At 57.4% G+C, this 26,081-nt stretch carries 24 protein-coding genes; 21 read left to right on the forward strand and 3 right to left on the reverse strand.

Annotated features, from left to right (window positions below):
- Positions 1-118: 118 nt before the first annotated feature.
- The 7 genes from ACFPU0_RS04560 to ACFPU0_RS04590 all read left to right on the forward strand — a co-directional run bounded on the left by ACFPU0_RS04560 (position 119) and on the right by ACFPU0_RS04590 (position 8,481).
- Positions 119-1,477 carry a glutamine synthetase family protein gene (locus ACFPU0_RS04560; protein WP_377691598.1) on the forward strand — a complete coding sequence of 453 codons (1,359 nt, stop codon included), beginning with the start codon at positions 119-121 and terminating at the stop codon, positions 1,475-1,477.
- Between the two features lie 61 nt (positions 1,478-1,538).
- On the forward strand, positions 1,539-2,906 hold the full coding sequence (locus ACFPU0_RS04565; protein WP_377691599.1) for an aspartate aminotransferase family protein: 1,368 nt from the start codon (positions 1,539-1,541) through the stop codon (positions 2,904-2,906).
- A 158-nt stretch (positions 2,907-3,064) separates the two neighbouring features.
- Positions 3,065-4,165, forward strand: a complete 1,101-nt coding sequence (locus tag ACFPU0_RS04570) for a polyamine ABC transporter substrate-binding protein (RefSeq protein WP_377691600.1) — start codon at positions 3,065-3,067, stop codon at positions 4,163-4,165.
- 163 nt (positions 4,166-4,328) lie between these two features.
- A complete protein-coding gene (locus ACFPU0_RS04575; RefSeq protein WP_377691809.1) occupies positions 4,329-5,399 on the forward strand; it encodes a polyamine ABC transporter substrate-binding protein in 1,071 nt (356 codons plus the stop codon).
- 138 nt (positions 5,400-5,537) lie between these two features.
- Entirely contained in the window at positions 5,538-6,680 is a 1,143-nt protein-coding gene (gene potA / locus ACFPU0_RS04580) for a polyamine ABC transporter ATP-binding protein (RefSeq protein WP_377691601.1), read from the forward strand.
- 23 nt (positions 6,681-6,703) lie between these two features.
- On the forward strand, positions 6,704-7,585 hold the full coding sequence (locus tag ACFPU0_RS04585; RefSeq protein ID WP_377691810.1) for an ABC transporter permease subunit: 882 nt from the start codon (positions 6,704-6,706) through the stop codon (positions 7,583-7,585).
- Positions 7,582-8,481 carry an ABC transporter permease subunit gene (locus ACFPU0_RS04590; RefSeq protein WP_377691602.1) on the forward strand — a complete coding sequence of 300 codons (900 nt, stop codon included), beginning with the start codon at positions 7,582-7,584 and terminating at the stop codon, positions 8,479-8,481. The genes ACFPU0_RS04585 and ACFPU0_RS04590 overlap by 4 nt, the downstream gene beginning before the upstream one ends.
- Before the next feature lie 251 nt (positions 8,482-8,732).
- Here the strand turns inward: ACFPU0_RS04590 and ACFPU0_RS04595 are convergent, their stop codons facing one another.
- Positions 8,733-9,485, reverse strand: coding sequence for an NRDE family protein (locus ACFPU0_RS04595; protein WP_377691603.1), 753 nt, complete (start codon positions 9,483-9,485; stop codon positions 8,733-8,735).
- Between the two features lie 169 nt (positions 9,486-9,654).
- Here ACFPU0_RS04595 and ACFPU0_RS04600 point away from each other — a divergent pair, with 169 nt between their 5' ends.
- The 14 genes from ACFPU0_RS04600 to ACFPU0_RS04665 all read left to right on the forward strand — a co-directional run bounded on the left by ACFPU0_RS04600 (position 9,655) and on the right by ACFPU0_RS04665 (position 24,544).
- Positions 9,655-10,437 carry a sulfite exporter TauE/SafE family protein gene (locus ACFPU0_RS04600; protein ID WP_377691604.1) on the forward strand — a complete coding sequence of 261 codons (783 nt, stop codon included), beginning with the start codon at positions 9,655-9,657 and terminating at the stop codon, positions 10,435-10,437.
- Positions 10,438-10,446: 9 nt separating this feature from the next.
- Entirely contained in the window at positions 10,447-11,247 is an 801-nt protein-coding gene (gene lgt / locus ACFPU0_RS04605) for a prolipoprotein diacylglyceryl transferase (RefSeq protein WP_377691605.1), read from the forward strand.
- Positions 11,247-11,807 (forward strand): thymidylate synthase, encoded by a 561-nt coding sequence (locus tag ACFPU0_RS04610; RefSeq protein ID WP_377691606.1) that lies wholly within the window; start codon positions 11,247-11,249, stop codon positions 11,805-11,807. Before lgt ends, ACFPU0_RS04610 begins: the two co-directional genes overlap by 1 nt.
- 89 nt (positions 11,808-11,896) lie before the next feature.
- Positions 11,897-13,144, forward strand: coding sequence for a tyrosine-type recombinase/integrase (locus ACFPU0_RS04615; protein ID WP_377691607.1), 1,248 nt, complete (start codon positions 11,897-11,899; stop codon positions 13,142-13,144).
- A gap of 290 nt (positions 13,145-13,434) precedes the next feature.
- A complete protein-coding gene (locus ACFPU0_RS04620) occupies positions 13,435-15,495 on the forward strand; it encodes a site-specific integrase (protein WP_377691608.1) in 2,061 nt (686 codons plus the stop codon).
- A complete protein-coding gene (locus ACFPU0_RS04625) occupies positions 15,492-17,564 on the forward strand; it encodes a tyrosine-type recombinase/integrase (protein ID WP_377691609.1) in 2,073 nt (690 codons plus the stop codon). The genes ACFPU0_RS04620 and ACFPU0_RS04625 overlap by 4 nt, the downstream gene beginning before the upstream one ends.
- Entirely contained in the window at positions 17,561-18,067 is a 507-nt protein-coding gene (locus tag ACFPU0_RS04630) for a hypothetical protein (RefSeq protein WP_377691610.1), read from the forward strand. The genes ACFPU0_RS04625 and ACFPU0_RS04630 overlap by 4 nt, the downstream gene beginning before the upstream one ends.
- Positions 18,064-18,897 carry a thymidylate synthase gene (locus tag ACFPU0_RS04635; protein WP_377691611.1) on the forward strand — a complete coding sequence of 278 codons (834 nt, stop codon included), beginning with the start codon at positions 18,064-18,066 and terminating at the stop codon, positions 18,895-18,897. The genes ACFPU0_RS04630 and ACFPU0_RS04635 overlap by 4 nt, the downstream gene beginning before the upstream one ends.
- A gap of 196 nt (positions 18,898-19,093) precedes the next feature.
- Complete coding sequence (locus ACFPU0_RS04640) at positions 19,094-19,285, forward strand: hypothetical protein (RefSeq protein ID WP_377691612.1); 192 nt, start codon at positions 19,094-19,096, stop codon at positions 19,283-19,285.
- Positions 19,286-19,294: 9 nt separating this feature from the next.
- Positions 19,295-20,851 (forward strand): hypothetical protein, encoded by a 1,557-nt coding sequence (locus ACFPU0_RS04645; RefSeq protein ID WP_377691613.1) that lies wholly within the window; start codon positions 19,295-19,297, stop codon positions 20,849-20,851.
- Positions 20,852-20,975: 124 nt separating this feature from the next.
- Positions 20,976-21,164 (forward strand): hypothetical protein, encoded by a 189-nt coding sequence (locus tag ACFPU0_RS04650; RefSeq protein WP_377691614.1) that lies wholly within the window; start codon positions 20,976-20,978, stop codon positions 21,162-21,164.
- Between the two features lie 9 nt (positions 21,165-21,173).
- Positions 21,174-22,037 (forward strand): hypothetical protein, encoded by an 864-nt coding sequence (locus tag ACFPU0_RS04655; protein ID WP_377691615.1) that lies wholly within the window; start codon positions 21,174-21,176, stop codon positions 22,035-22,037.
- A gap of 120 nt (positions 22,038-22,157) precedes the next feature.
- The gene (locus ACFPU0_RS04660; RefSeq protein ID WP_377691616.1) at positions 22,158-22,529 is read left to right on the forward strand and encodes a hypothetical protein; all 372 of its coding nucleotides are present in this window, start codon (positions 22,158-22,160) and stop codon (positions 22,527-22,529) included.
- Positions 22,530-23,497: 968 nt separating this feature from the next.
- Entirely contained in the window at positions 23,498-24,544 is a 1,047-nt protein-coding gene (locus ACFPU0_RS04665; RefSeq protein ID WP_377691617.1) for a DUF4365 domain-containing protein, read from the forward strand.
- A 356-nt stretch (positions 24,545-24,900) separates the two neighbouring features.
- Here the strand turns inward: ACFPU0_RS04665 and ACFPU0_RS04670 are convergent, their stop codons facing one another.
- Positions 24,901-25,035, reverse strand: a complete 135-nt coding sequence (locus tag ACFPU0_RS04670; RefSeq protein ID WP_377691618.1) for a hypothetical protein — start codon at positions 25,033-25,035, stop codon at positions 24,901-24,903.
- An 84-nt stretch (positions 25,036-25,119) separates the two neighbouring features.
- Positions 25,120-25,973 (reverse strand): IS5 family transposase gene (locus ACFPU0_RS04675; RefSeq protein WP_377691619.1). Its coding sequence is split into 2 segments (ribosomal slippage): positions 25,120-25,631 and positions 25,631-25,973, totalling 855 coding nucleotides; the frame shifts between segments, so codons are not numbered across the junction.
- Between the last annotated feature and the right edge of the window lie 108 nt (positions 25,974-26,081).

Raw genomic sequence — 26,081 nt, forward strand, 5'->3', positions numbered from 1 at the left:
AGGAAACCGGCGAAGTTGCCGTGTCGCGCAGATCGGACTGTACTTTCCGCGGCCGACCGCCTCGCAGGACGCGAACCTGTGGATGACTCCCAGTGAAGCTCTCAACCCTGAGGTCTTTATGACTACCAAGCTCGACCAGCTGACTGGCTGGCTGAAAGAACGCAAAATCACCGAAGTTGAATGCATGATCAGCGATCTTACCGGGATTGCCCGCGGCAAGATCTCGCCGACCAACAAGTTCCTGGACGAGAAGGGCATGCGCCTCCCCGAGAGCGTGCTGCTGCAGACCGTGACCGGCGACTATGTCGAAGACGACATCTATTACGAGCTGCTCGACCCGGCGGACATCGACATGTTCTGCCGTCCGGACGAGAGCGCCGTTTATCCGGTGCCCTGGGCCATCGAGCCCACCGCGATGGTGATCCACGACACCTTCGACAAGCAGGGCAACCCCATCGAACTCTCTCCGCGCAACCTGCTGAAGAAGGTGCTCAGGCTTTACGCAGATAAAGGCTGGAAGCCCATAGTCGCGCCGGAGATGGAGTTCTACCTGACCAAGCGCTGCGACGACCCGGACTTCCCGCTGCAGGCCCCGCTGGGCCGTTCGGGCCGCCCGGAAACCGGGCGCCAGTCCTTCTCCATCGATGCGGCGAACGAGTTCGATCCGCTGTTCGAGGACATGTACGACTGGTGCGAGATGCAGGACCTGGACCTGGACACCCTGATCCACGAGGAAGGTCCGGCGCAGATGGAGATCAACTTCCGTCACGGCGACGCCCTGGACCTCGCCGACCAGATCCTGGTGTTCAAGCGCACCATGCGCGAGGCCGCGCTCAAGCACAACGTGGCGGCGACCTTCATGGCCAAGCCGATCACCGACGAGCCGGGCAGCGCCATGCACCTGCACCAGAGCGTGATCGACATCAAGACCGGGAAGAACATCTTCTCCAACGATGACGGTTCCATGAGCGAGCTGTTCCTGAACCACATCGGCGGGCTGCAGAAGTACATCCCCGAGGTGTTGCCGCTGTTCGCGCCCAACGTGAACTCCTTCCGCCGCTTCCTGCCGGACACCTCGGCGCCGGTGAACGTGGAGTGGGGCGAGGAGAACCGCACCGTGGGCCTGCGCGTACCGGATGCCGGTCCGCAGAACCGCCGCGTGGAAAACCGCCTGGCCGGCGCTGACGCCAATCCCTACCTGGCCATCGCCGCCAGCCTGCTGTGCGGCTACATCGGCATGGTGGAAGGCGTGAAACCGAGCGCGCCGGTCAAGGGGCGTGGCTACGAGCGCCGCAACCTGCGCCTGCCGTTGACCCTCGAGGCGGCACTGGAGCGCATGGAGTCGTGCCGGGACATCGAGAAATACCTGGGCGGCAAGTTCGTGACCGGCTATGTGGCGGTCAAGCGCGCCGAGCATGAAAACTTCAAGCGGGTGATCAGCTCCTGGGAACGCGAGTTCCTGCTGCTCTCCGTCTGATCGTAAACGGAAGGCCGGCCCGGGGCCGGCCCTCCAGACGTGTGTTGATTGAGGTATGGAAATGAATAGCCAAGTGACCAACCCCCAGACCCTTGAATGGCAAAAGCTCGGTCGCGAGCATCACCTGCCGCCGTTCACCGACTACAAGGCGCTGAACGCCAAGGGTGCGCGGATCATCACCAAGGCCGAAGGCGTGTACATATGGGACAGCGAGGGCAACAAGATCCTCGACGGCATGGCCGGCCTGTGGTGCGTCAACGTCGGTTACGGCCGCGAGGAACTGGTGCAGGCGGCGACCCGGCAGATGCGTGAACTGCCCTTCTACAACCTGTTCTTCCAGACCGCGCATCCGCCGGCGGTGGAACTGGCCAAGGCGATCGCCGAGATCGCGCCGGAAGGCATGAACCACGTGTTCTTCACCGGTTCCGGCTCGGAAGCCAACGACACCGTGCTGCGCATGGTCCGCCACTACTGGGCGACCAAGGGGCAGCCGCAGAAAAAAGTCATCATCGGCCGCTGGAACGGCTACCACGGTTCCACCGTCGCCGGTGTCAGCCTGGGCGGCATGAAGGCCCTGCACGAGCAGGGTGACCTGCCGATCCCCGGCATCGAGCACATCGCCCAGCCCTACTGGTTCGGCGAAGGTGGCGATATGTCGCCGGCAGAGTTCGGCGTCTGGGCGGCCGAGCAACTGGAGAAGAAGATTCTCGAAGTGGGCGAGGACAAGGTCGCCGCCTTCATCGCCGAGCCTATCCAGGGCGCGGGCGGCGTGGTCGTCCCGCCGGAAACCTACTGGCCGAAGATCCGCGAGATCCTCGCCAAGTACGACATCCTCTTCATCGCCGACGAAGTGATCTGCGGCTTCGGCCGTACCGGCGAGTGGTTCGGCAGCCAGTACTACGGCAACGCCCCGGACCTGATGCCGATCGCCAAGGGCCTGACCTCCGGCTACATCCCCATGGGTGGCGTGATCGTGCGTGACGAGATCGTCGAGGTGCTCAACGAAGGCGGCGAGTTCTACCACGGCTTCACCTATTCCGGTCACCCGGTGGCGGCGGCAGTGGCGCTGGAGAACATCCGCATCCTGCGCGAAGAGAAGATCGTCGAGAAGGTGAAGGCTGAAACGGCACCTTATTTGCAGCAACGCTGGCAGGAGCTGGCCGACCACCCCCTGGTTGGCGAAGCGCGCGGGGTCGGCATGGTGGCCGCCCTGGAACTGGTCAAGAACAAGCAGACCCGCGAGCGTTTCGCTGGTGGTATCGGGATGCTGTGCCGCGAGCACTGCTTCCGTAACGGTCTGATCATGCGGGCGGTGGGCGACACCATGATCATCTCGCCGCCGCTGGTGATCAGCAAAGACGAAGTCGACGAACTGGTGACCAAGGCACGCAAATGCCTGGACCTCACCGCGGCGGAAGTCAAAGGCTGAGAAAAAGAGGGCGCGCTTGCGGCATTTCGCCATGGCGCCTGTTGTAAGCAGGCCCTCTCCCTTGCCAGACTTCGCCGGTGCGTTGGCCAGGCTCACCGAGTGGTGACGTATTCGGTACGACGCCACTCGGACACTTCAACAAAAATGGAGCTACCCGCATGATCAAAACCTTCGGCAAGACCCTGCTCGCCATCACCCTGGCGGGCGCTGTGGCCGGCATGGCACAGGCTGATGACAAGGTGCTGCACGTCTACAACTGGTCGGACTACATCGCCCCGGATACCGTCGAGAAGTTCACCAAGGAAACCGGCATCAAGGTCGTCTACGACGTCTTCGACTCCAACGAGACCCTCGAAGCCAAGCTCCTGGCCGGCAAGTCCGGCTACGACATCGTCGTGCCGTCCAACAACTTCCTGGCCAAGCAGATCAAGGCCAAGGTCTATCAGCCCCTGGACAAGTCCAAGCTGCCGAACTGGAAGAACCTGGACACCAACCTGCTGAAGACGGTCGAAGTCTCCGACCCGGGCAACCAGTACGCCTTCCCCTACATGTGGGGTTCCATCGGCATCGGCTACAACCCGGACAAGGTCAAGGCCGTGCTGGGCGAGAACGCCCCGGTGGATTCCTGGGACCTGCTGTTCAAGCCGGAGAACATCGAGAAGCTGAAGGCCTGCGGCGTGTCCTTCCTCGACTCGCCGACCGAGATCCTGCCGATCGCGCTGCACTACCTGGGCTACAGCCCGGTCAGCCAGGATCCCAAGGAGCTGAAGGAGGCCGAAGCGCTGTTCCTGAAGATCCGTCCGCACATCACCTACTTCCACTCCTCCAAGTACATCTCGGACCTCGCCAACGGCAACCTCTGCGTGGCAGTCGGCTACTCGGGTGACGTCTACCAGGCCAAGTCCCGCGCCGAAGAGGCCAAGGGCGGCGTGAACGTGGCCTACAACATTCCGAAGGAAGGCGCCGGTACCTTCTTCGACATGGTCGCCATTCCGGCGGACGCCGCGAACCCCGCAGGTGCCTACGCCTTCATGAACTTCCTGATGAAGCCGGAAATCATGGCCGAGATCACCAACGAGGTGCAGTTCCCCAACGGCAACGCCGCTGCTACCGAACTGGTCGACGAGGCGATCCGCAAGGATCCGGGCATCTACCCGAGCGCGGAGACCATGGCCAAGCTCTACGCCTTCCCGGACCTGCCGCCCAAGGTGCAGCGCGCCATGACCCGTAGCTGGACCACCATCAAGTCGGGCAAGTAAGCACGACTGTCAGGCCCGGTGGGCACTTGCCCGCCGGTGCCTGGACCCCGCGGCGAAGGACCGCCCGTTCAAATGTCCGGGTTGCGGGACAGACCTGGGTTTCTTCCGGCACTGCCGGACACAACGAGAGGACGATTCCGTGCACTTCCACATCCGCAAGATGATGATCACTGCCGCAGCCGCACTGACCCTGGTTTCCCAGGCCCAGGCGGATCAGACGGTGCATATCTACAACTGGTCGGACTACATCGGCGAGACCACTCTGGCGGATTTCCAGAAGGAAACCGGCATCAAGCCGGTGTATGACGTCTTCGATTCCAACGAGACCCTGGAAGGCAAGTTGCTGGCAGGCCGTACCGGCTACGACGTCGTCGTGCCGTCCAACCACTTCCTCGGCAAACAGATAAAGGCGGGCGCGTTCCAGAAACTCGACCGCAGCCAGCTGCCCAACTGGCAGAACCTGGACCCCAACCTGCTCAAGCAGCTCGAGCGCAACGACGCGGGCAACCAGTACGCCGTCCCCTACCTGTGGGGCACCAACGGCATCGGCTACAACGTCGAGAAGGTCAAGGCCGTGCTCGGCGTCGACAGCATCGACTCCTGGGCGGTGCTCTTCGAGCCCGAGAACATCAAGAAGCTCAGCCAGTGCGGCGTGGCCTTCCTCGACTCGGCGGACGAGATGATCCCCGCCGTGCTCAATTACATGGGCCTGGACCCCAACAGCACCAACCCGGACGACTACAAGAAGGCCGAGGAGAAGCTGATGGCGGTACGTCCCTACGTCACCTATTTCCACTCGTCCAAGTACATCGGCGACCTGGCCAATGGCGACATCTGCGTCGCCGCCGGTTTCTCCGGCGACATCTTCCAGGCCGCGGCCCGTGCCGAGGAAGCCGGCAAGGGCATCGAGATCACCTACTCGATCCCGAAAGAGGGCGGCAACCTCTGGTTCGACATGCTGGCCATCCCGGCCGACGCCGCGAACCCCAGGGAAGCCCACGCCTTCATCAACTATCTGCTCAAGCCCGAGGTGATCGCCAAGGTCAGCGATTATGTCGGCTATGCGAACCCCAACCTCAAGGCCGGGGAGCTAATGGATCAGGAAGTACGCACCGACGAGTCCGTCTACCCGCCACAAGCGGTGCTGGACAAGCTCTATGTGTCGGCGGAGCTGCCGCCGAAAGTCCAGCGGCTGATGACCCGCAGCTGGACCAAGGTCAAGTCGGGCAAATGATGCAAGGCCGGTGGCGCCCATAGTGTGGCGCGCACCGGGAACAACCTGGCGGTGACGGGCAGGAAGCCTGGCTCGCGCCCATGCTGTATAAACGCGCCCGGCCGCGGTGGTCGGGTAGCAAATTCTGGGAGTGTGGTAATGGCAATAGCCTCCGGTGCCTACAAGAAAGCCCTCGAGGGCAGCCAGCAACCCAAAGAGGTGCTGGTCAAGATCGACCGGGTGACCAAGAAGTTCGACGAGACGGTGGCTGTGGACAGCGTGTCCCTGGACATCAAGAAGGGCGAGATCTTCGCCCTGCTCGGCGGTTCCGGTTCGGGTAAATCAACTCTGTTGCGTATGCTCGCGGGCTTCGAGCGGCCTACCGAAGGGCGCATCATGCTCGACGGCGTCGACATCACCGACATGCCGCCCTACGAGCGCCCGATCAACATGATGTTCCAGTCCTATGCGCTCTTCCCGCATATGACTGTTGCGCAGAACATCGCCTTCGGACTTAAACAGGACAAGCTGCCGGCCGCCGAGATCGACGCGCGCGTCAACGAGATGCTCAAGCTCGTGCAGATGACCCAGTTCGCCAAGCGCAAGCCGCACCAGCTGTCCGGCGGCCAGCGCCAGCGCGTGGCCCTGGCCCGCTCGCTGGCCAAGCGTCCGAAGCTGCTGCTGCTCGACGAACCCATGGGTGCCCTGGACAAGAAGCTGCGCTCGCAGATGCAGCTGGAGCTGGTGGAGATCATCGAGCGCGTGGGCGTGACCTGCGTGATGGTGACCCACGACCAGGAAGAGGCCATGACCATGGCCCAGCGCATCGCCATCATGCACCTGGGTTGCATCGAGCAGATCGGCAGCCCGGTGGACATCTACGAGACCCCCATCAGCCGCCTGGTGTGCGAGTTCATCGGCAACGTCAACCTCTTCGACGGCGAAGTGGTGGAAGACGCCGAGGCCCATGCGCTGATCGCCTGCCCGCAGCTGGAGCGCCCGATCTATGTCGGTCACGGCGTGACCACCTCGGTGCAGGACAAGCGCATCACCTACGCCCTGCGCCCGGAGAAGCTGCTGGTGACCACCGAGCAGCCGACCTGCGAGTACAACTGGTCGCGCGGCCGGGTCCACGACATCGCCTACCTGGGTGGTCATTCGGTCTTCTACGTCAAGCTGCCCAACGGCACCGTCGTGCAGTCCTTCGTCGCCAACGCCGAGCGCCGCGGCGCCCGTCCGACCTGGGATGACGAAGTGTTCGTGTGGTGGGAAGACGACAGCGGCGTGGTACTGCGGTCATGAAAATTCCCCAACTGAAAAACCTGCTGCCGACCGGCCGGCACCTCGTCATCGGGGTTCCGTTCTTCTGGCTGTTCCTGTTCTTCCTGCTGCCCTTCGCCATCGTGCTGAAGATCAGCTTCGCCGAAGCCGACGTGGCGATCCCGCCCTACACGGAGATCTACACCTGGGCGGAAAGCCAGCTACAGGTCGTGCTCAACCTGGGCAACTACCTGATGCTCAGCGAAGACGAGCTGTACCTGGCCGCCTATCTGGGCTCGCTGAAGGTCGCCCTGCTCAGCACCCTGCTCTGCCTGCTGATCGGCTACCCGATGGCCTATGCCATCGCCCGTGCCAGCAAGGAAGCCCAGACCGTGCTGCTGCTGCTGATCATGATGCCGACCTGGACCGCGATCCTGATCCGCGTCTACGCCTGGATGGGGATCCTCAGCAACAACGGCCTGCTCAACAGCTTCCTCATGGGCCTGGGGCTGATCGACGAGCCGCTGCAGATCCTCAACACCAACCTCGCGGTGTACATAGGCGTCGTCTATTCGTACCTGCCGTTCATGGTGCTGCCGCTGTACGCCAACCTGGTGAAGCATGACCCGAGCCTGCTGGAGGCTGCCTCGGACCTCGGTTCGAGCACCTTCAACAGCTTCTGGAAAATCACCGTGCCGCTGTCGAAGAACGGCATCATCGCCGGCTCCATGCTGGTGTTCATCCCGGTGGTGGGCGAGTTCGTGATCCCGGAGCTGCTCGGCGGCCCCGAGACCCTGATGATCGGCAAGGTGCTCTGGCAGGAATTCTTCAACAACCGCGACTGGCCGGTGGCATCCGCCCTGGCGGTGGTGATGCTGGCGATCCTGATCGTGCCAATCATTCTCTTTAACAAGAACCAGGCGAAAGAACTGGAGGGCAAGGTATGAAGCGCTTCAGTTTCTCTTCCGTGATGCTGTGGGCGGGCCTGCTGTTCATCTACCTGCCGATGGTCATCCTGGTCATCTACTCCTTCAACGCCTCCAAGCTGGTGACCGTCTGGGGCGGCTGGTCGGTGAAGTGGTACGTGGGCCTGCTGGACAACACCCAGCTGATGAACTCGGTGGGTCGTTCCCTGGAGATCGCCCTCTACACCGCGGTCGCCGCCGTGGCCCTGGGTACCCTGGCCGCCTTCGTGCTGACCCGCATCCCGCGTTTCCGTGGCCGCACCCTGTTCGGCGGCATGGTCACCGCGCCGCTGGTGATGCCCGAGGTGATCACCGGCCTGTCGCTGCTGCTGCTCTTCGTGGCCATGGCGCAACTGATCGGCTGGCCCCAGGAGCGTGGCATCGTCACCATCTGGATCGCCCACACCACCTTCTGCTCGGCCTATGTGGCCATCGTGGTGTCGGCACGCCTGCGCGAGCTGGACCTGTCCATCGAAGAGGCAGCCATGGACCTGGGCGCGCGGCCGTGGAAGGTGTTCATCCTGATCACCATCCCGATGATCGCGCCGTCCCTGGCGGCGGGCGGCATGATGTCCTTCGCCCTGTCCCTGGACGACCTGGTTCTGGCCAGCTTCGTGTCCGGCCCCGGTTCCACTACCCTGCCGATGGAGGTCTTCTCCGCCGTGCGCCTGGGCGTGAAACCGGAGATCAACGCGGTGGCCAGCCTGATCCTGCTGACCGTGTCGCTGTTCACCTTCTTCGCCTGGTTCTTCACCCGCCAGGCCGAGGAACGTCGCAAGCGCGCCATCCAGCAGGCGATGGAAACCATGGCCGAGGAAGCCTCCGCTTCCAGTTGGAAACCGACCAGCCCGACCCAGGCCACCAGCCAGGCTGCCTGACCCGGCGCTGCAAAGCACAAAGGCCACCTTCGGGTGGCCTTTGTATTTCCAGGAAGCATTTTGGGTGGGAGCGAATTCATTCGCGATTGAAATCACACCCATGGTTCAGTCCGGAGCTCGGACGGCTTTTATGTAGGGGCGAATTCATTCGCCAAGGGCGGCATAGCCGCCCCATTCGAGGCCGAGGAGCGAACCTGCGGTCCGCCTGGCGATTGAAATCGCCCCTACAGTCAGAGATGCCTCCGGCGAGTTCAGCCCCGCAGTTCGAGGCGCACGTCGCCCAGCTTGGCGCCGTAGGGGCCGTAGCTGCGCTCCACCAGTTCGCGGCTGCCGTCGGCGCGGACGATCAGCGCCGAGCTGGCGCGGGTGCCATAGGTGCGGGTGGCGATGAACACGCTGGAGAGCATGCGCTCGGTGTTCAGCCCCACGCCGGTCTCCGGCAGGATATGGTCTGGCGCCTGCTCGGGATCATGCAGCAGGTTCAGCAGGGCGTCGGTGGACGGTGGGTTCAGGCACTCGGCGATGGCCGCCTTGCCGCGCTCGACCTTGGGCCAGGGGGTGTCCAGGTCGGCGTTGGAGACGCCGTAGATGCCCGGCCTGAGATTGATCGGGCCGCCGCTGCGCGGGTTGAGGAACCACAGCTCGCGGTCGTCCCCCACCAGCAGGTTGAAGCCGGAATAGTCGCCGGCGCGGCGCAGGGCGTCCTCGAGGAACTCGCCCGGCCCCATGTTGCCACGCAGGAACTGCACGCAGAGCTCGCCGCGGGTGCGGCCCACCGGGGGCGTGCGCGGGTCGCGGATGTTGGTGAGGGCGGCGAAGCGGCCTCCGGGCCCGGCGCCGAGCCAGGTACCTCCGGCCTCCAGGTCGCGGCCGGCAATCACGCCGGGCGCGTCTTCCCATTTCGCCATGGGAAGGGTGGGACGTGCATAGAATTCATCACGGTTTGCGGCGAGCACCAGCGGGACTTCGTGTCCAGGGCGCCATGCGAATACGATCAGGCACATGGAGTCGTCTCCTTTTTATGAGCCGGAGTTTAGCAGTCGGGAGGAAAACTACATCAGCTGCGCGGAGTTTTCTTCCGGGTTTTCGGCAGCTTCCGGCAAGCGTCCATCGCCCCAGGTGGAGTGGGAATCGGCCTTCCGTTAACATGCCGCTTTGTTTTCGGGGGTGTCCATGGAATTCCTGCTCTACCTGGTGCTTGGCGCCTGTGCGGGCGTGCTGGCCGGGTTGTTCGGCGTTGGCGGCGGCATGATCATCGTGCCGGTGCTGGTGTTCAGTTTCACCGCCCAAGGATTCGCCCCCGACATCCTCACCCACCTGGCCGTGGGCACCTCCCTGGCGACCATCATCTTCACTTCGGTCAACTCGGTGCGCGAGCATCACCGCAGGGGGGCGGTGCGCTGGCCGGTGTTCACCTGGATGGCCGTCGGCATCCTCGTCGGCGCCGGCCTCGGCTCCCTGACCGCGGCCGCGATCCAGGGACCGATGCTGCAGAAGATCATCGGCATCTTCGCCATACTTGTTGCAGTGCAGATGGGCCTGGACCTGAAACCCACGGCCAGCCGCGATGTCCCAGGCAAGCCGGGACTGACCCTGGCCGGCGCGACGATCGGCTGGGCTTCGGCGATATTCGGCATAGGTGGCGGATCGCTGACCGTGCCCTTCCTCACCTGGCGCAGCGTGCCCATCCAGCAGGCGGTGGCCACATCCGCGGCCTGCGGCCTGCCCATCGCCGCGGCGAGCGCGCTGTCGTTCATGGTGCTGGGCTGGAAGGATGCGCACCTGCCGCCCTATAGCCTGGGTTTCGTCTACCTTCCGGCGCTGGTGGGCATCGCCGTCACCAGTATGTTCTTTGCCCGCTTCGGCGCGCGCCTGGCCCACCGGCTGTCGCCGCGCCTGCTGAAGCGCCTGTTCGCCCTGCTGCTGCTGGCAGTGGGCCTGAACTTCCTGATCTAAGGAGCTGTGATGCTGGCTTATCCCCAGATCGATCCGGTGGCCCTGGCCATCGGCCCGCTGAAGATCCACTGGTACGGCCTGATGTACCTGATCGGCATCGGTGGCGCATGGTGGCTGGCTTCGCGCCGGCTGAAGGCCTTCGACCCGACCTGGACGAAGGAAAAGCTTTCCGACCTGGTGTTCTGGGTCGCCCTCGGCGTGATCGCCGGTGGCCGCCTGGGCTATGTGCTGTTCTATGACCTGTCGGCCTACATCGCCAATCCCCTGCTGATCTTCGAGGTCTGGAAGGGTGGCATGTCCTTCCACGGCGGCCTGATCGGCGTGATGCTGGCCACCCTCTGGTTCGGCAAGCGCAACAACAAGAGTTTCTTCCAGCTGATGGACTTCATCGCGCCCCTGGTGCCCATCGGCCTGGGCGCCGGCCGCATCGGCAACTTCATCAACGCCGAGCTCTGGGGCAAGGCCACCGACCTGCCCTGGGCGATGATCTTCCCCACCGACCCGGCGCAGCTGCCGCGCCATCCGTCGCAGCTGTACCAGTTCGCCCTGGAAGGCGTGGCGCTGTTCGCCATCCTCTGGTTCTACTCGCGCAAACCCCGTCCGACCATGGCGGTTTCCGGCATGTTCGCGTTGTTTTACGGCATTTTCCGCTTCGCGGTGGAGTTCGTCCGCGTACCTGACGCCCAGCTCGGTTACCTGGCCTTCGGCTGGCTGACCATGGGCCAGGTCCTCTGCCTGCCGATGATCGTCGGCGGCATCGCCCTGATCGTCTGGGCCCACCGCCGCCAGGCCGCCCAAGGAGCCGTCTGATGAAACAGTATCTCGATCTGATGCGCCGCGTGCGCGAGACCGGCGCCTTCAAGAGCGACCGCACCGGCACCGGCACCTACAGCGTGTTCGGCCACCAGATGCGCTTCGACCTGGCCGAGGGCTTTCCCCTGGTGACCACCAAGAAGTGCCACCTGAAATCCATCGTCCACGAGCTGCTGTGGTTCCTCCAGGGTGATACCAATATCAAGTACCTGAAGGACAACGGCGTCTCCATCTGGGACGAGTGGGCGGACGAAGAGGGCAACCTGGGGCCGGTCTACGGTTACCAGTGGCGTTCCTGGCCGGCCCCGAACGGCGAGTCGATCGACCAGATCGCCAAGGTGGTGGAGATGATCAAGAAGAACCCGGACTCGCGCCGGCTGATCGTCTCCGCCTGGAACCCGGCCCTGGTGGACGAGATGGCGCTGCCGCCCTGCCATGCGCTGTTCCAGTTCTATGTGGCCGACGGCAAGCTCTCCTGCCAGCTGTACCAGCGCTCGGCCGACATCTTCCTTTTACGCCCCCTCAAGAAAAACGCACAGTACGTGATGGCTGCGTAAAAAAATTTCCCTTCCGAGCATAATTATTGTGCCGCGTGAAAAATGCACATTCTGTATAGTGCACGCGCTCAGGTGGAGGGGAAGTAAAAATGAAGGTTCTAGCGGTGCGGGCCAAGGCTTTGGATCTCAGCGAGTCTCCAACCCTTGGGGAGGGAGGATCTGGTGAGCCTTTGGTTGTGGGTGCGCAGGCGCTCACAGGCGCGGGTGTCTTCGACGACGAGGAGCGCCTACTGCCCTTGGTTTCCGGGTTCCTCTCGCATGAGTTCAGGAACGGCCTTATGTCCTATCAGTCCGGTCTGACGTATGGGAAGAACCTAGGGTATTTCCACGAGTACCTGATGGGGCGCCGGGAATTCGCCGGCTGTGAGCGCGACTTGGCTTACCTGGAGGCTCGCACCCACGTTCTTGAGGAATACTTCGCTCACCTGCGCGAAATCGAGGAGCTATCCGAGAAAACGGTGCGAAATAGGGATTCGTCCCTGATGGCGTTCTTCAACAAGTACCTGTGCCGTGGCGTAGATGACGTCCCTGCTCCCCGGGAAGCCCCCAATCCCTACTTCAACGGTCTGTTGACGCGACGGCCAAACAGCAAGCTCGTCCAGGCCTGCACCCTGGCAGACCTGAAGCAACTGATTCTGGCGACCGAAAGCGAGCGCGAACGGTGCCTTCTCCAGTTCATCTACGACACAGGAATCCGGCGCTCCGAGGTGCCGCGAGTGACGCTGGCTGCCATCGACGACGCTCTGAACTTTCAGAACACCCTCTTCATTTCACCGGGTGTGGAGGAGCCCATCAACGCTGATTACTGCCCTCTCTACATCGCAGGTAGCAAGGGGCTCGCTGACAAAATTAAACCCCGGACTACGCTGGTTTGCCGAGCAACCTTGCAGCGGGTAAGGAAGTACCACTCCTCCCCGCTATATAAGATGTACAGGAGTCAGTTCGGCAAGGCGGAGGAGACACCTGCATTTCTGAATGCCGAAGGCACTTCTTACACCCCAAATTCCGTCACGAAGCTCCTGGATCGGGTGTCCGAACGTGCACTGGCGAAGATGCGGATTGCCAAGAAAATCTCTCCGCACAAGCTGCGTCATGGCAACGCCTACTCCCTACTTCGTAGCCCCGACATCGGCAAGGATCATTTGGATCGCTTGGTCGCTGTCCAGAAGTCGTTAGGTCATGCGCGGCTTTCGACCTCCGAGATCTATACCCAGATCCCGTACGACCTTTATCAAAAGCTTCTCCGTCCGGGCTCCGAAAGCAAGACCAAAGCCGGTGAGATGGAAGAGCTCGTCAAGCAAACCCGCCTGCGAATTGATGCGGGGGCAGTGAAGTGACCAGAAGAATACGTCCCGCAGAAGTTGATGCTGTCATCGAGGCGTGGGTGGCACGTGCCACAGATGATCGCGAGACACTCCTAACAGTGCGTCTAGGCCAAGGTCGTGAGGCGTGCTTGTCATCGTCTTACCTGGCTGAACAGACCAAGTTAAGTGAGTCGACAGTATGGAAAAGGATTAACCAGTTTGCTCCCGTATTGGAGGCAATGCGCGAGCAAGGAATTATCGTACCGGGACACCCGTCTGGTGCCTGCGAATGGAGGCGACGGCTGCTCGCCTGGTACGAGGGTATGTCCTCTGACGAGAAAAAACTGATCCCCGTTACAGCGAACACTATAAAAGTTCGTGGTTACCTAGAGGACATTGAGGAGCTTTCTGGATTCTCTAGTGCTCGACATATATATGGATTAGTTCGAGAAACATTTAATGATATCCTTGATGACCTAAGGTCACTAGGAGTGCTTGATAGTGAATACAAAACTGTTAAGCAACGTCGTGCGGCGCTAGAAAAGCCCGTAGAGAAAAATAAATCGGTTAGTGAGAAGTTTAGAGAGTTGAGGAGGGTGCCTATCAATACCCTCACCGATATTGTTGGCGTCACGGAGGAAGAGCCGTTCAATCATTTGCTGCACATATTTAGCGCCTCTTCAATGAACAGCAGCAGCCATTCCGGGCAAAGTAATTTTATCGAGGCATTTAAAAACATGTGCAGCTATCTGGCGTCTGCTGGCTTCAGTGGAATGGAGGCCATAACGGAGCTTGTGACTGCATACACACTACCTCGGTTCAGGGGCTATCTCGAACAGAGAATCATTGAGCGTGCCCTTTCGACCAGCCATTGCAATACGATGATGAGCTCCGCCCGGATAATGATGAATCGGGTGCTTCAGATTGAAGGTTTCGGGGTGGAGAGTTTCATGGCTGCGGAAGGTTTCGATGTTGTGCGTGAAACCGATATGTATAGGCCATACTCCACCGCAGTGCGCAGCAGGATATCGGAAGCAATTCTTCGCGAGATTGAAGATACCAACCAACTAGCACATCCCTATGTGGTTAGCCACGTGGGTGAGGATCCGCTGGATAAAAATGGCAGGATGCCTCGTGATTCGGCCACGCTTGATAATGCTCGATGGATATTTGAGAACAAATTAGGGTGCGAGCCAATAGGATATGCAACCGCAGACAGTAATAACAAATATCATAAAGCCTTCCTGAGAATAATTGACTCTTCGGATAAGTCGATCAATCAGGTGTATCGGAGTTGGGGCTACCTTTATCAGGTGGACGGGAGGGTGCTAGCGCCTTATATGGCTCGACTCGCACAAGTTACGGGGCTTAATGCAGATTCGCTCATAGGGCTTGAGTTGGATGACTTTATTGAGAGCCACGACCTGACCGATAGACCTTGCTTGCTTTATTGGAAAGAAAGGTCTGGTGGTGAGAAAATGTACCACCTCGATCTATTTCATGCGGAAATCACGTGGCTGACAAGTTCTCAGGGGCGCGTCGTCAAACAGATTTTTGAGGATGTTAAGTATCTCACAAGAAACATTCGAGCTTTAGCCCCGGAGCACGTAAAGAATAAGCTATTCATCTATCGATCCAGTTCGACCAGGAAGTTTGGCGTCATTGACTCGGTTGAGGCGTCCGCCAATACCATGATCAGTAGAATTTTTGCTGACCTATCAGCTGATCATGGATTGTTGGACGACGATGGTAGCGCACTTAAGCTATCGGCATCACGATTCAGACCTAGCTTCATTAGTGAGTTAGTAGAGAAAGGCGTCTCCATTCGTGAGATCCAAGTGCTGCTTGGTCATAAAAGCATTAGAACTACGTTGGCTTATCTGGATCGCATGGATTTCAACCTGACTGCGCGAAAAATGCTGAACAAAGCGCTGCATGATATGCATCAGGGGACATTGGATGAAGCGCCGGTAATCATACCGACCCGAACGGTTGAGGCCCCGAGCGAGCACACCTCTATTAGAACGGGCCTGGTCACGTGCAGGAATGTGTTCGATCCACCAGATTTTATTAAAAATCTGAAAGGCTATGATCCCAGTAAACCTTGCACGCTTTTGAATAAATGCCTGTCATGCAGTAATAGCATTATTACGGTCTCCCACCTTCCAGAGCTTTTCGCGATGCGAAGAGACTACCAACGCATGATTGAGGTAAACCGTGTGCTGGATACCCCATATGGGGAAGTGATCTTGGAAAATATGGATATCCTAAACTCAATTTTGGATCCGGAAACTTCCGACTTCTCGGCGGATGAACTGTCACAGGCAGAGCGGCTTTCAGAGAATGTTGAAACAAACATTCTGGTAGAAGGGGTTGTGCTATGACCGAATTTTTGATGTCAAAAGTTATTGAGTTTAGGCAGTGGCGCCATGCTATCCACCATGTTCTCAATGGGATTAGTCAAGCTGCTGGTCAACACAATGCGGACTCGCTCAGGATGCTTGCGTGGTACGAAAGCCTGCTGGCATTGCCTGTAAGTAAGCTGTCGACGATTGGTGATCAGGTCTGGGATTTCAACGCTGATGAACCAAATGCAGCTCGCAATGTTCAAGGCCCCAAGCTACGCATTGACTTTGGGCAGTTCCAGAATCTTAATCAGCTTGCGCTACTTGAGGTAAAGATTGCTCTATTCTGCCGCCTCAAGATGCCCTCAAGTTTCAAGACTTTCATGACTAGCGGTAAGTCCCTTAAGGCAAATACCGCGATAGCTGTCTTTAAGTCTGGGTTGCATTATCTCAATACTATGTCGGCTCAGGCTCGAAAAATTCTGACCGATGATTTCTTTGAGAGTGAGCATCATGGAGTGGCCTATTTTGATGCGGGGTCATATCGAGATGCAGCCGCTGTGCATCCATTTGCCTATGGGCCAGATATCCGACAGTTCTTTAATGTCCTGAGATCACCGTTTCTGTGCGAGCATGTTTTTGGTGAATCACTACCGTATGTCGAACTGGATGCACTGGTCTGGGCAAAAAGAGCAAAAGAGTCGAGCGAGTCTGAGAAAGCCTACCGTATTTTGCCAAACGACATTTTCGAGAAAGGATCGCGAGAAGCATCGTATGCAGTTGTCGATTTTCTGGATGCTTTGGGTGAAACGATTCTGGATTTAGACACCCTCGGACGTCGTAATGCTAAAGGGTACTCTTTGGCTGCCGGGCAGGGGTTGACGCGCTATAAGTTTAATCTTTACGTAGCTCTGCGCTTGCGGCGAAAGGGTTACGATACGAATGGCTTGGAGGCGGCACTTGATGATGTCTGGCCTGAATTCTATTCGGAAAAATTTGAGGGGCGCTTTAAAAACTCTTTGTACTTGCAGGGGCTCAGCGAAACTGATCTGGATAATGAATTCAGGCTTTATATTAATTTTGTTTCGTATAGCGCTTGTTATCTTGTGGCGCAGTACACGGGCATGCGCCCATCTGAGCTATCAGATATCCTGGTTGACACTTGTCTTGAGGAAGAGAGTGGTTATTGGCTGGTTGTCAGTAATATCATCAAGCATCGCCAAAACCTTTCTAAGCTTTTCGATGATAAGTGGATCGCTATCCCAATTGTGCGAGATGCCATTCGAGCCGCCCAGTTCATCGCAAAGATTAAGCAGAATCCTTACCTGTTCTCGAATGTGGATACTGTGGCCCAGGGGGCAACTCCCAGTTCGATGGGCTCGACCGGAATAACGCATCAGTTCAGCAACTTTTTCATGGAAATTCTCTCGGACGAGGAATACGAATCTCTGGAATTCTCGCCCTACACGCTTCGTCACACGCTTGCGTACCAGATGGCGAGGGCTGAGCTGGGACTGCCCTTCATCTCCTATCAGCTCAAGCATTTCGGGGATCTGATCGGGGCCGCAGGCCAGAACAAGGCCTTCAGCGAAGTCACCCTTGGCTATGGTGCGATTGCTGACATCCTTTCGAAAGGAGGTCGGTCAGGTGGGCAATCCCCGCGTGACTTGGCAGATCGGGAATACGTTGAGAATTTCTGCGACCCGGATGGAAGCTACGCCGGGCCTAATGCCGAAGGCCATAGGACGCGCCTCAAGAAGGTGTTCGATGGCTACATGGCCGCCGGGCACACGAAGGACGAAATCTTTGCTCAGATGGTCAAGAAGCGCCTTGCCGTTATTAACGTCGGGCAAGGGTTTTGCTACGGTGGTCGGAAAGAGGATTTCGATGAGTCCCTTCCTTGCATTGGATCGCTCCGCTGCAACCCGAACCGTTGCAAGAATGCGGTGGTGACAAAGGCCAATGCGCCGAAGTGGAGGGAAATCTACGTCCAAAACCACCTGGCGCTGATGTCGCCCGTTTCGGAAAAACGGGAAGAAGAAATTCGGGCCGCCATGAATGAAGCGAAAGGAGTTTTGGAGTACTTGGGCGAAGAGGTCGAAGTATGACAGGCCAAGCTTTCGATGAAAAAAACCGGATTGACTTTGATAGGAACACTGACGCACTCGCTGAGGGCATCCTGCGGATCGCGAAAGACAATTCGTTAAAGCCTACAGCGGCGGAGCTCAGCCGAATTACTGGTATCCACCGAAATACCATTCGGCAACGTAAATGGCCGCTAGAACGCCTTGAGGCAATCAAGGATAGCCGGCGAGTAGAAGTACTTGCTCAAAAAGTAAAAGCCGAGAAGAAGCAAGATCCTAAGACCATTCTAATGAATCGATTAGAAAAGAGTCGTTTAGAGGTTCTTTATTGGTTTAACAGATTTCAGGATTCTGAAAGTTCGCTTTTTACACTGGAGAAGCGGCTAAATTCGATTCGTGAATCAAGGGATTTCTACGTTAAGAAGATTGATGAAGAGCGCGCAAAAGTCAAAGAGCAAGAGATTGAGATCAAAAAATTGCGTGACGCGCTCGATTTAATAAATTCAAATTTAGAGGGTTCAAAATGAAGGCTTACCAAGAGCTTCTTTCGGATGTACTAGAGAGCGGTGTCCAAAAAGGCGACCGAACAGGCACTGGTACCATCAGTGTGTTTGGTCGGCAGTTTCGTCATAACCTGGAGGAAGGTTTCCCCCTTCTGACTACCAAGAAGCTGCACTTCAAAGGCATCGTGAATGAGCTGCTCTGGTTCCTGAAGGGCGACACGAATACCAAATGGCTAAAGGAAAACGGCGTCAGCATCTGGGATGAGTGGGCAACCGAAGACGGCGATCTCGGCCCGATCTATGGCAAGCAGTGGACTCAATGGCCGACAAAGGACGGCAAGACCATCAACCAGATTGACTACGTCGTTGATACGCTGAAGAACAATCCAAATAGCCGTCGAATCCTGTTCCATGGCTGGAACGTCGAGTATTTGCCTGACGAGAAGGTTAGCGCACAGGAAAACGTGAAGAACGGAAAGATGGCTCTGCCCCCATGCCATCTGCTGTATCAGTTCTACGTCGCCAACAACAAGCTCTCTGCGCACCTGCTGATCCGCTCGTCAGACCTGTTCCTGGGTTGGCCGTATAACTGCGCGTCCCTCGCGACCCTGACGCACATGCTGGCTCAGCAGTGTGACCTGGGCGTTGGCGAGATTGTTGTGACCATGAGTGATGCGCACATCTACCTGAACCACCTAGAGCAGGTGAAGCTTCAGCTGACCCGCGAGCCCAGGCCGCTGCCCAAGCTTGTGATCAAGCGCAAGCCGGCTAGCATCTATGACTACACCTTCGAGGACTTCGAGCTGGTCGGGTACGAGCCACACCCCCACATTGCAGCGCCGGTCTCAATCTGATTACGTCGAATGTTGCTCGCACAGGAGTCATCGGGAGCATGGCTCCTGTGCGAAGCCAGAAGCGCCGAGTCGACTTGTCAGCTGGGCTGGCTGCGGAGGGGGTTGTCCAAATTCGGTAAACTCAGGCCGACTTGACCTAAGTAGACAGCAGCAGATAACCTTAAAGGGCAAAAAGCCCCATCTCCTAGGATTGGACATGAACAAGCGACAGCTTGCTACTCCCCGCTTAGCGGGTTTCGATGAGGCGGTCATGCGCTGGCTCGAGTCAGACGAAGCCTACAGGCAGATCCTTGATGCGGCAGCGGAAGCCAAACGAGCCATTGATAAACTCAATGAGTCACGCGAGGTTGGCCGCGAGGAACTCCATCGCCCCATCACCTTGATGTAGGGGTCGTAATTGGCTTTTGCAGTTCGCCCCTACGCTATTGGAACGCTCATCCAATGCTTCGTTAACGGTTCGACCTTCACGACATACGGTGAGGTCAAACAGAAGCTGCACCGAATTTACTTCGAAGAATACTTCCACGAGCTCAAGGCCAAGACCATTGTCGTGGAAGAGAATTATATCGACCGGGATTATCTTGAAGACTATGCGGCCTACTACGACCGTTGTTTTCGTGATTACCCAAGGCGCACGCATCGCCTTCACTTCTTCGATATCGAGTTTACCGAAGACGACTTTGACGCGTTTCTGGCGGGTGGCAGCGACCTGCTTTCGGAGCAACAGCTCCAAGCAAGCTACCTTGGATTTGTCGTCGTTAAGCCGCTGCCGCAATCGGTGGTCGGTCGAACCTGCCTGAAGACGTATCCATCCGATAACGGCCGTAGATTTTTTCCCAGCCTGCGTACCTACGAAGTGCACCTGTTTGGCTTGCGACTAGAGGTGCAGAGTCTCGCCTACCAGGAGCAGGACACGGTTGTGGCCGCCTGTGCGACGAGCGCGCTGTGGTCGTGCTTTCAGGGGACAGGCAAGCTCTTCCAGCACAGCATCCCGCCTCCTGTGGAGATTACCAACTGGGCTGGCGAGCACATGCCGGAAAACATCGTTGTGGCCAGTGCCAGGGCGTTCCCCAATGCCGGTCTGACCGCGAGCCAGATGGCTTATGCAGTTCGCCGGGTGGGACTTGAACCCGTGGTGGTGGGCACCAAAGATCGTCACGGCTTGAATGGCGTAGCGTACGCCTTTCTAAGGGGAAGAATCCCTTGCGTCCTCGTGTGCTCGCTGAAGGTATGGAAAGACGGCGGCTTCGAGTCGATAGGGCAGCACGCGGTAGCTGTTACTGGATTCTCGCTGCCGGATACACCTCCACAATCTCATGTAGACACAGGCTTTCAGCTCAGGTCTGGACGGATTGACAAGCTGTATGGCCATGATGATCAGGTAGGCCCGTTCGCTCGCATGTCTTGGCCCACGGCAGCTGATGCAGCCTTAGGCTTGCCAAGCGAAGAGGGAATTCTGAAAACGTCATGGCAGAACAATGTGTATGCGGACATCGGCTTCGTGCTCTTGCCGCTTTACCACAAGATTCGGATTCCCTACTCCGAGATCCACGACGCAATGCTGGAGCTGGATCGCATCGCTGAGGGTGTGCGCGTTCGGCTGATGCCTCAAGTGTCTAGAGCCGAGTGGGATATCTACCTGACCACGGCCAGCGACTACAAAACCTCTGTGCGTGAAGACTACCTATCCTGGGGGATAGATCCTCGCGAGTCCTTGTATAAGGAACTTCCACGTTTTCTGTGGCGAGTGACTGTAAGGGTAGATGACCAAGTACAGCTCGAATTCCTGTTTGATGCGACAGGTATCGCGAACCATGATCTGCTCGTTCATGCTGTCAGAACCACCGGAAGCGGTTACGCGCTTATCCTCAGCGGCGTGGCCGTGGTCAACCGGAAGCAGTCAATCGAGGCGGGGCGGCAGGCTGAGGCGGTGCTCAATTGGATTCACCCATAGCTCCCGGAGGCGGGTGCTGAACGGCCTTCTCGACCTGCTCGTCACCAGGCGCGGTAGTGGCAGATGCCCATCTATGGTATATTTTTGATGAAGGATCACCGGATCCCCCCACCGAGCAGGCACTATGTTTTTCAATCGTATCGGACAGAAAAGCAGCTCTGAGAAGGCTAAAGATGAGGCCTTCATGCAGGCCATCAAGAACATCGAGACTCTGGTGGTCACGGATGGGCGCATGTCCATGGACGCTTCGGAACTAGAAGACAAGGTTCGTGCTTCGCGTGAAGAGGCAAGGAAACTGGTCAAATCGGAGTGACCGTGCAGTATGGCGTTGCTGCTTCTTTTGCCGTTGCTGGTTAGCGGCTATCTCGTCTGTCTCAAAGACCCCGTTATCTACTACAAGCTTCATCGCTACGATGGGCAGTTGCTCTACCTCCAGGTCGGTCGCTACGGCATTTGGTGCTTCCTGTGGGCACTGGTGATCGTAGGCACCATCAGCGCCCTCGTATCGCACTCCTGGGACGGCTACTGCTCGGACATCTGTGGTCAGCTGTGCATTCCTCCTTTCTCGACCGATTTTCTGGCGTACCTGGGCAAGAAGGCCGAGCTCGCGCACCTCTTCACTGCGGATAACGCCCAGCTTGGTGTGTTTGCCATTCTCACAGGCATCGCGACCCTGTTCATGCCCTCGTGCTGGGCCGCTGTTAGCTTTTGGCTGATGAAACGCCAGTGCCAAGCCACAGAAGATTCGCAAGCAATGGCCTACATTCTGCGTGAGACAGTCGCGCACAGTCCGCTAATGCTGACGCTTGTAGAGGCGTTTGCCACCAAAAGTGAAGTCATGATTTCGATGGACGACCGGAAGGTCTACGTCGGGTACATCCAATCGGTCGGCAAGCCTACGGAGGTTGTCGGAGTCGATCAGGAAGTGGAATTCCTCCCGTCTGTCAGTGGTTACCGGGACAAGGACACTCTGAAGGTCAACTACACCACCGAGTATCCGACCGACACGAAGATCGAGCCGATCTACTTCAAGCAAGCGAACATGGTTTCGGTAAGCCTGTTCAGTCGGGACATCCGCGCGGCATTCGAAAAAGCAGCGGAGTCTGATGACTCGAAGGCTGAGAAATTCGCCCAGCATCTGGACACTTTCCTGGAGAAATTGGTCAAGGCAATCAAGGCCAATTGACCGCCCACCCTGGCATGCCAGGCTACATGACCTGGGTGGGACATCTAATGCACTGCATTTCGAAATGGGGTCGCCTTGGGCGGCCCTTTTCATTTTCTCTCTCCACAAGGACTTGTAGTCGTGGGCCAAGTCGTGACGCGCGAGCAAGAGAGAGCTATCTGGACGATTGCCCTGGCGACCTATGGATCAGAAGTCCTAGAGCAACAGGTGTGCCGGTACATTGAGGCGCTTCTCCTAAATGTCGTTGCCTCGGAACTGCCCTGGCACGTGAGCGCAGAAGGCCTGGCACAGGCTGCACGCCTGCTGCTCGACGACCTTGCATCGAATGAGCGTCCGCTGCTGGCAGGCCTTCGTACGATGAACCGCGCCCACTATCGGGCACTGCGTCAAATTCGCACCGGACTGGCCTTCGCCCTCCTGGCCGACCTCCCGGCTGACTTGCTTCCCCAGCATTTACATCGACTCAAAGTGCAAGTCGACCTCTCCGCTTAAGGGGAACCAGTGCAGTCAGGAGCGTTAAAAGAGCACGAGCACGTGGACTCGACTAACTGAGGTCACCATTTCATTGGCCTGCATCCAGCATGGGAGGTTGGTGGGGGACGCTGCCAAATATCCTGGATTCCCAGACTCAGCCAGGCACGTGTGACCCAAGGCTACGATTCGCGACCTTGCCGATGAATCCAGCAGGTCTGACCCGCAAAGGGGGCTCAATAGGCAGTCTGTACAGGTCAGTCATGTGAAGAATGGGAAGCTCCTCAACCAACAGGAGCTTTTCCATGGAAGATCAATTCAGGGCTGCGGTTGCCCTCATTGAAGCAGGTCTATTTGTCTGGTTTTGGCTAATGAAAGGGCCAGCCTCTCCCTACACCTTGATCACGGGATTCTGCTTAGGGATAACAATCATGGATCTCATCCGGTAAGGAAGCCGAAGTATCTTCGCCAAGTGCTCCCCGAGCGTCAGCGCTGCCCTACACCATGGGCAAGCGCTGCGCATCGAGGATGCGGGGTGCTTAGGCGTAGCGCGCGCACGCTCTCTTCGTGCTTTACCGTGCCATCACCACCGCACGGGTTCTGGTTTCTATAAAGGCAACCATAAATCTGGTGTAGTTAAGGTGGCGCTTGTATAGACGGCATGACATTTATTCATGGAGAGAGAATTTTGCACTATACCGTAAACTCCGCGCCGTTCGTGGGCTCGAAGTCGGCAGTACTCGATAAAATGATATCAAATGATTAATAACGTGAGAATTTCTAATGCATCCCTCTGGCTGATTAATATGGTCGGTCAAGGCTTGAGTTGATGAGGCTTGCGGTGTGTATTTGTTTGTGTGTTCAATATGTCATCTAATCTTCGTTGGAAATGTTTCTCTAAAGCACGAGAAGCGGATCCCGGGCTCCATGTGGTTGGTGCTGAATACTAAGTAATGCAGCCTCATACTGATGTGATTAAGAGTGGAAGAATGAAAAAATTTAATCCTACGGAAAGAATTGGAGTCTCAGCCGTTCAACTTGCAGCGGCGGACGAGTTCGGGTGGATATTCCGTGAGCAGCTCGTGTCCGACGTAGGAATCGATGGGCACTTGGAGTTGGTGGTAAATGGAGAGGCCACAGGAAAACTAATGGCTGTTCAAGTTAAGACAGGCAGTAGCTATATCAAAAAAACAAAGTCTGGGAATGTGTACTCTGCTGAAAACAAGCATCTGGAATATTGGCTGAACCATTCCCTGCCTGTTCTTCTGCTAATTCATGAGCCCGGCGAGAATAAGACCTATTGGGCCGAGATAGGTGAGTCCAAGGTTAATCGCCACGAAAAAACATGGAGCATTCATATTCCAGAAAAGAATGTCTTTGACAGGCGGTGCATAGCTGAGATTGAGAAAATTTTCGATAGTCGCTCCGACAAACAGGGAGTCGGGCACTATTCCAATAGTCTCGACACTAGCCATTTTTTGCGTCATTCGCATGTCATTGAGGTGGTCAATGAGATTGCCGGTGACCTTCAGCTATTCAATTGGATTCGGTGGATTGAGTTTGCGTGCTGCGAACACATAATTTCGATTCCGGAAAGTTTTGTTGATGGTGCAAGGATGGCAAGAATTAGAGTGTCAATGACAATTTTCCCTGAGGGATTAAATCGTGTAAAGCATGCCGCAAAAAATATGGTGGGTATTGCATCCGATCTTGTAGAAAAATTGCTGCTGCATGCTACGTATGTCGAAAATCAGAAAGCCTACAAAGGGATTCATACCTACAAGAAAATCGTCCCGAATCTGAATTATGATCGTGACAACAAAGCACACAGGGCGTGGACAAAGGAGTGTGTTGCTTTGGTGGGTGAACTTGCCAAAGCAGCGAATCTTTTCTGTGATATTGTTCGCGAGGAGCTTGATGCCGAGTTTTTCCTAAAGCAGGGTAAGTTCCTGGTCTCTGATGATTTTTCACACTGGCATGCTCTGCCTGAATATTCGGAGCACGAAAGAGATCGTATCCTAAATGAAAGGAGCTGAAGCCGAGTGCCTAGGGAAGTTTCAGCTCAGGCACGAACTTGGCCTAATCTGTGTTTAGGTAGGTATGCTGTAAGTCACCCCGTGTGTCGTTATGGCTAGTCCAGACAGTTGGGCTTTCACTACAGGAGGTAAGAACTTGAGTGTTAGCCCTCAGAGCTAGTTGGGTTCCGCAAGACGCCTTACTTTTTTGCGTCTCGAAGGTCGGCCCAGAACGGAAGCTTTCGATCAAGCCATAAGCTAGCCTTCTCACCTTCTCACCTTCTCACCTTCTCACCTTCTCACCTTCTCACCTTCTCACCTTCTCACCTTCTCCCTCTGGGGCGAATCCTCACGCTCGATATACCAGTAGCAGTAGGTCACGGCGTGTGTGTCGCGATGTACGCGATCAGTGCCTTCTGCCCTTGGATAGCGTCTAGAAACTCGCCTTTCTTAACCAGATTTACCAGCCAATCCACGACGGACGCTTCGGACGCGGTTTTCGGTTTCTGCATGGGTTCTCTTCCATGAGGTATGAAGCGTCGCAGCAATGAGCTCCGACCGGCATGTGCCAACGCTTTGATCGGTGAGCAGGCACTCTAGGTTTTGTACGAAAAGTAATGCCGTAGGCATCGAAGCGTGCAGGCCAGTGTGACCATCGCGGCAAAGCTTTTGGCCAACTTGTCGTAGCGGGTGCCGATTCGCCGGCTCTCTTTCAGCCAGGCAAACATCCGCTCGATGATGTTCCGCTGTCGGTACTTCGGACGGTCAAACAGCCGGGGCAGCCCAGGCTTGGGTTTGCGCTTCATGGTGCGCTGTGGGATCACCGGCTGCATGCGGTAGCGGTCGCAGTACTGACGCAGGTGCTCGGCGTCGTACCCCTTGTCAGCCAGTAACCAGCGGCAGCGTTTGCGCGGCCGTCCCGGCTTTCCGGGAATGCGTACCTGCTCCAAGAGCGGCTGGGCCTGTCCAATGTCGCTGGCTTGCCCTGGCGAAAGCATGAAGCGTAGAGGCACACCGTTGGCATCACAGACCAGGTGAATCTTGGTGGTCAGGCCGCCTCGGCTGCGTCCCAAGGCATGGTCTAGCGGTTCTTCCGGCCCCCCTTTTTCCCGGCGCCTGAAGAGGCTCGGGTTGCACGTACCACGGTGGAGTCGATCATCCAGGTGTCCAGATCTATCAGCCCTTCCTGATTCAGCCGAACATGCAGACGCTCAAGCACTTGCTCGAACGTGCCGTGGTCTCGCCAGTCGCGAAAACGCTGATACACCGTTGACCACGGGCCGAATCGTTCCGGCAAGTCGCGCCAGGCCGCCCCGGAGCACAGGATCCAGAAGATGCCATTGAGCACCAGTCGATCATCACTGCGCGGTCGCCCCATCTTCTGTTCGGGGGAAACCAGATCCTTGACCAACTCCCATGCCGCATCGGGGAGTTCGTAGCGCCTTGCCATGCGGGCCTCCAGCCAATCATGGCGGCGATTCTACCCGCACCGACTTTTCGTACAGAACCTAGTGCGCTGCGTCGATTACTGAAACTGAAGTTTCGTGAGCTCGAGGCG

Origin of the sequence: Pseudomonas sp. GCM10022186, assembly GCF_042656385.1 — a bacterium.
Classification (GTDB): domain Bacteria; phylum Pseudomonadota; class Gammaproteobacteria; order Pseudomonadales; family Pseudomonadaceae; genus Metapseudomonas.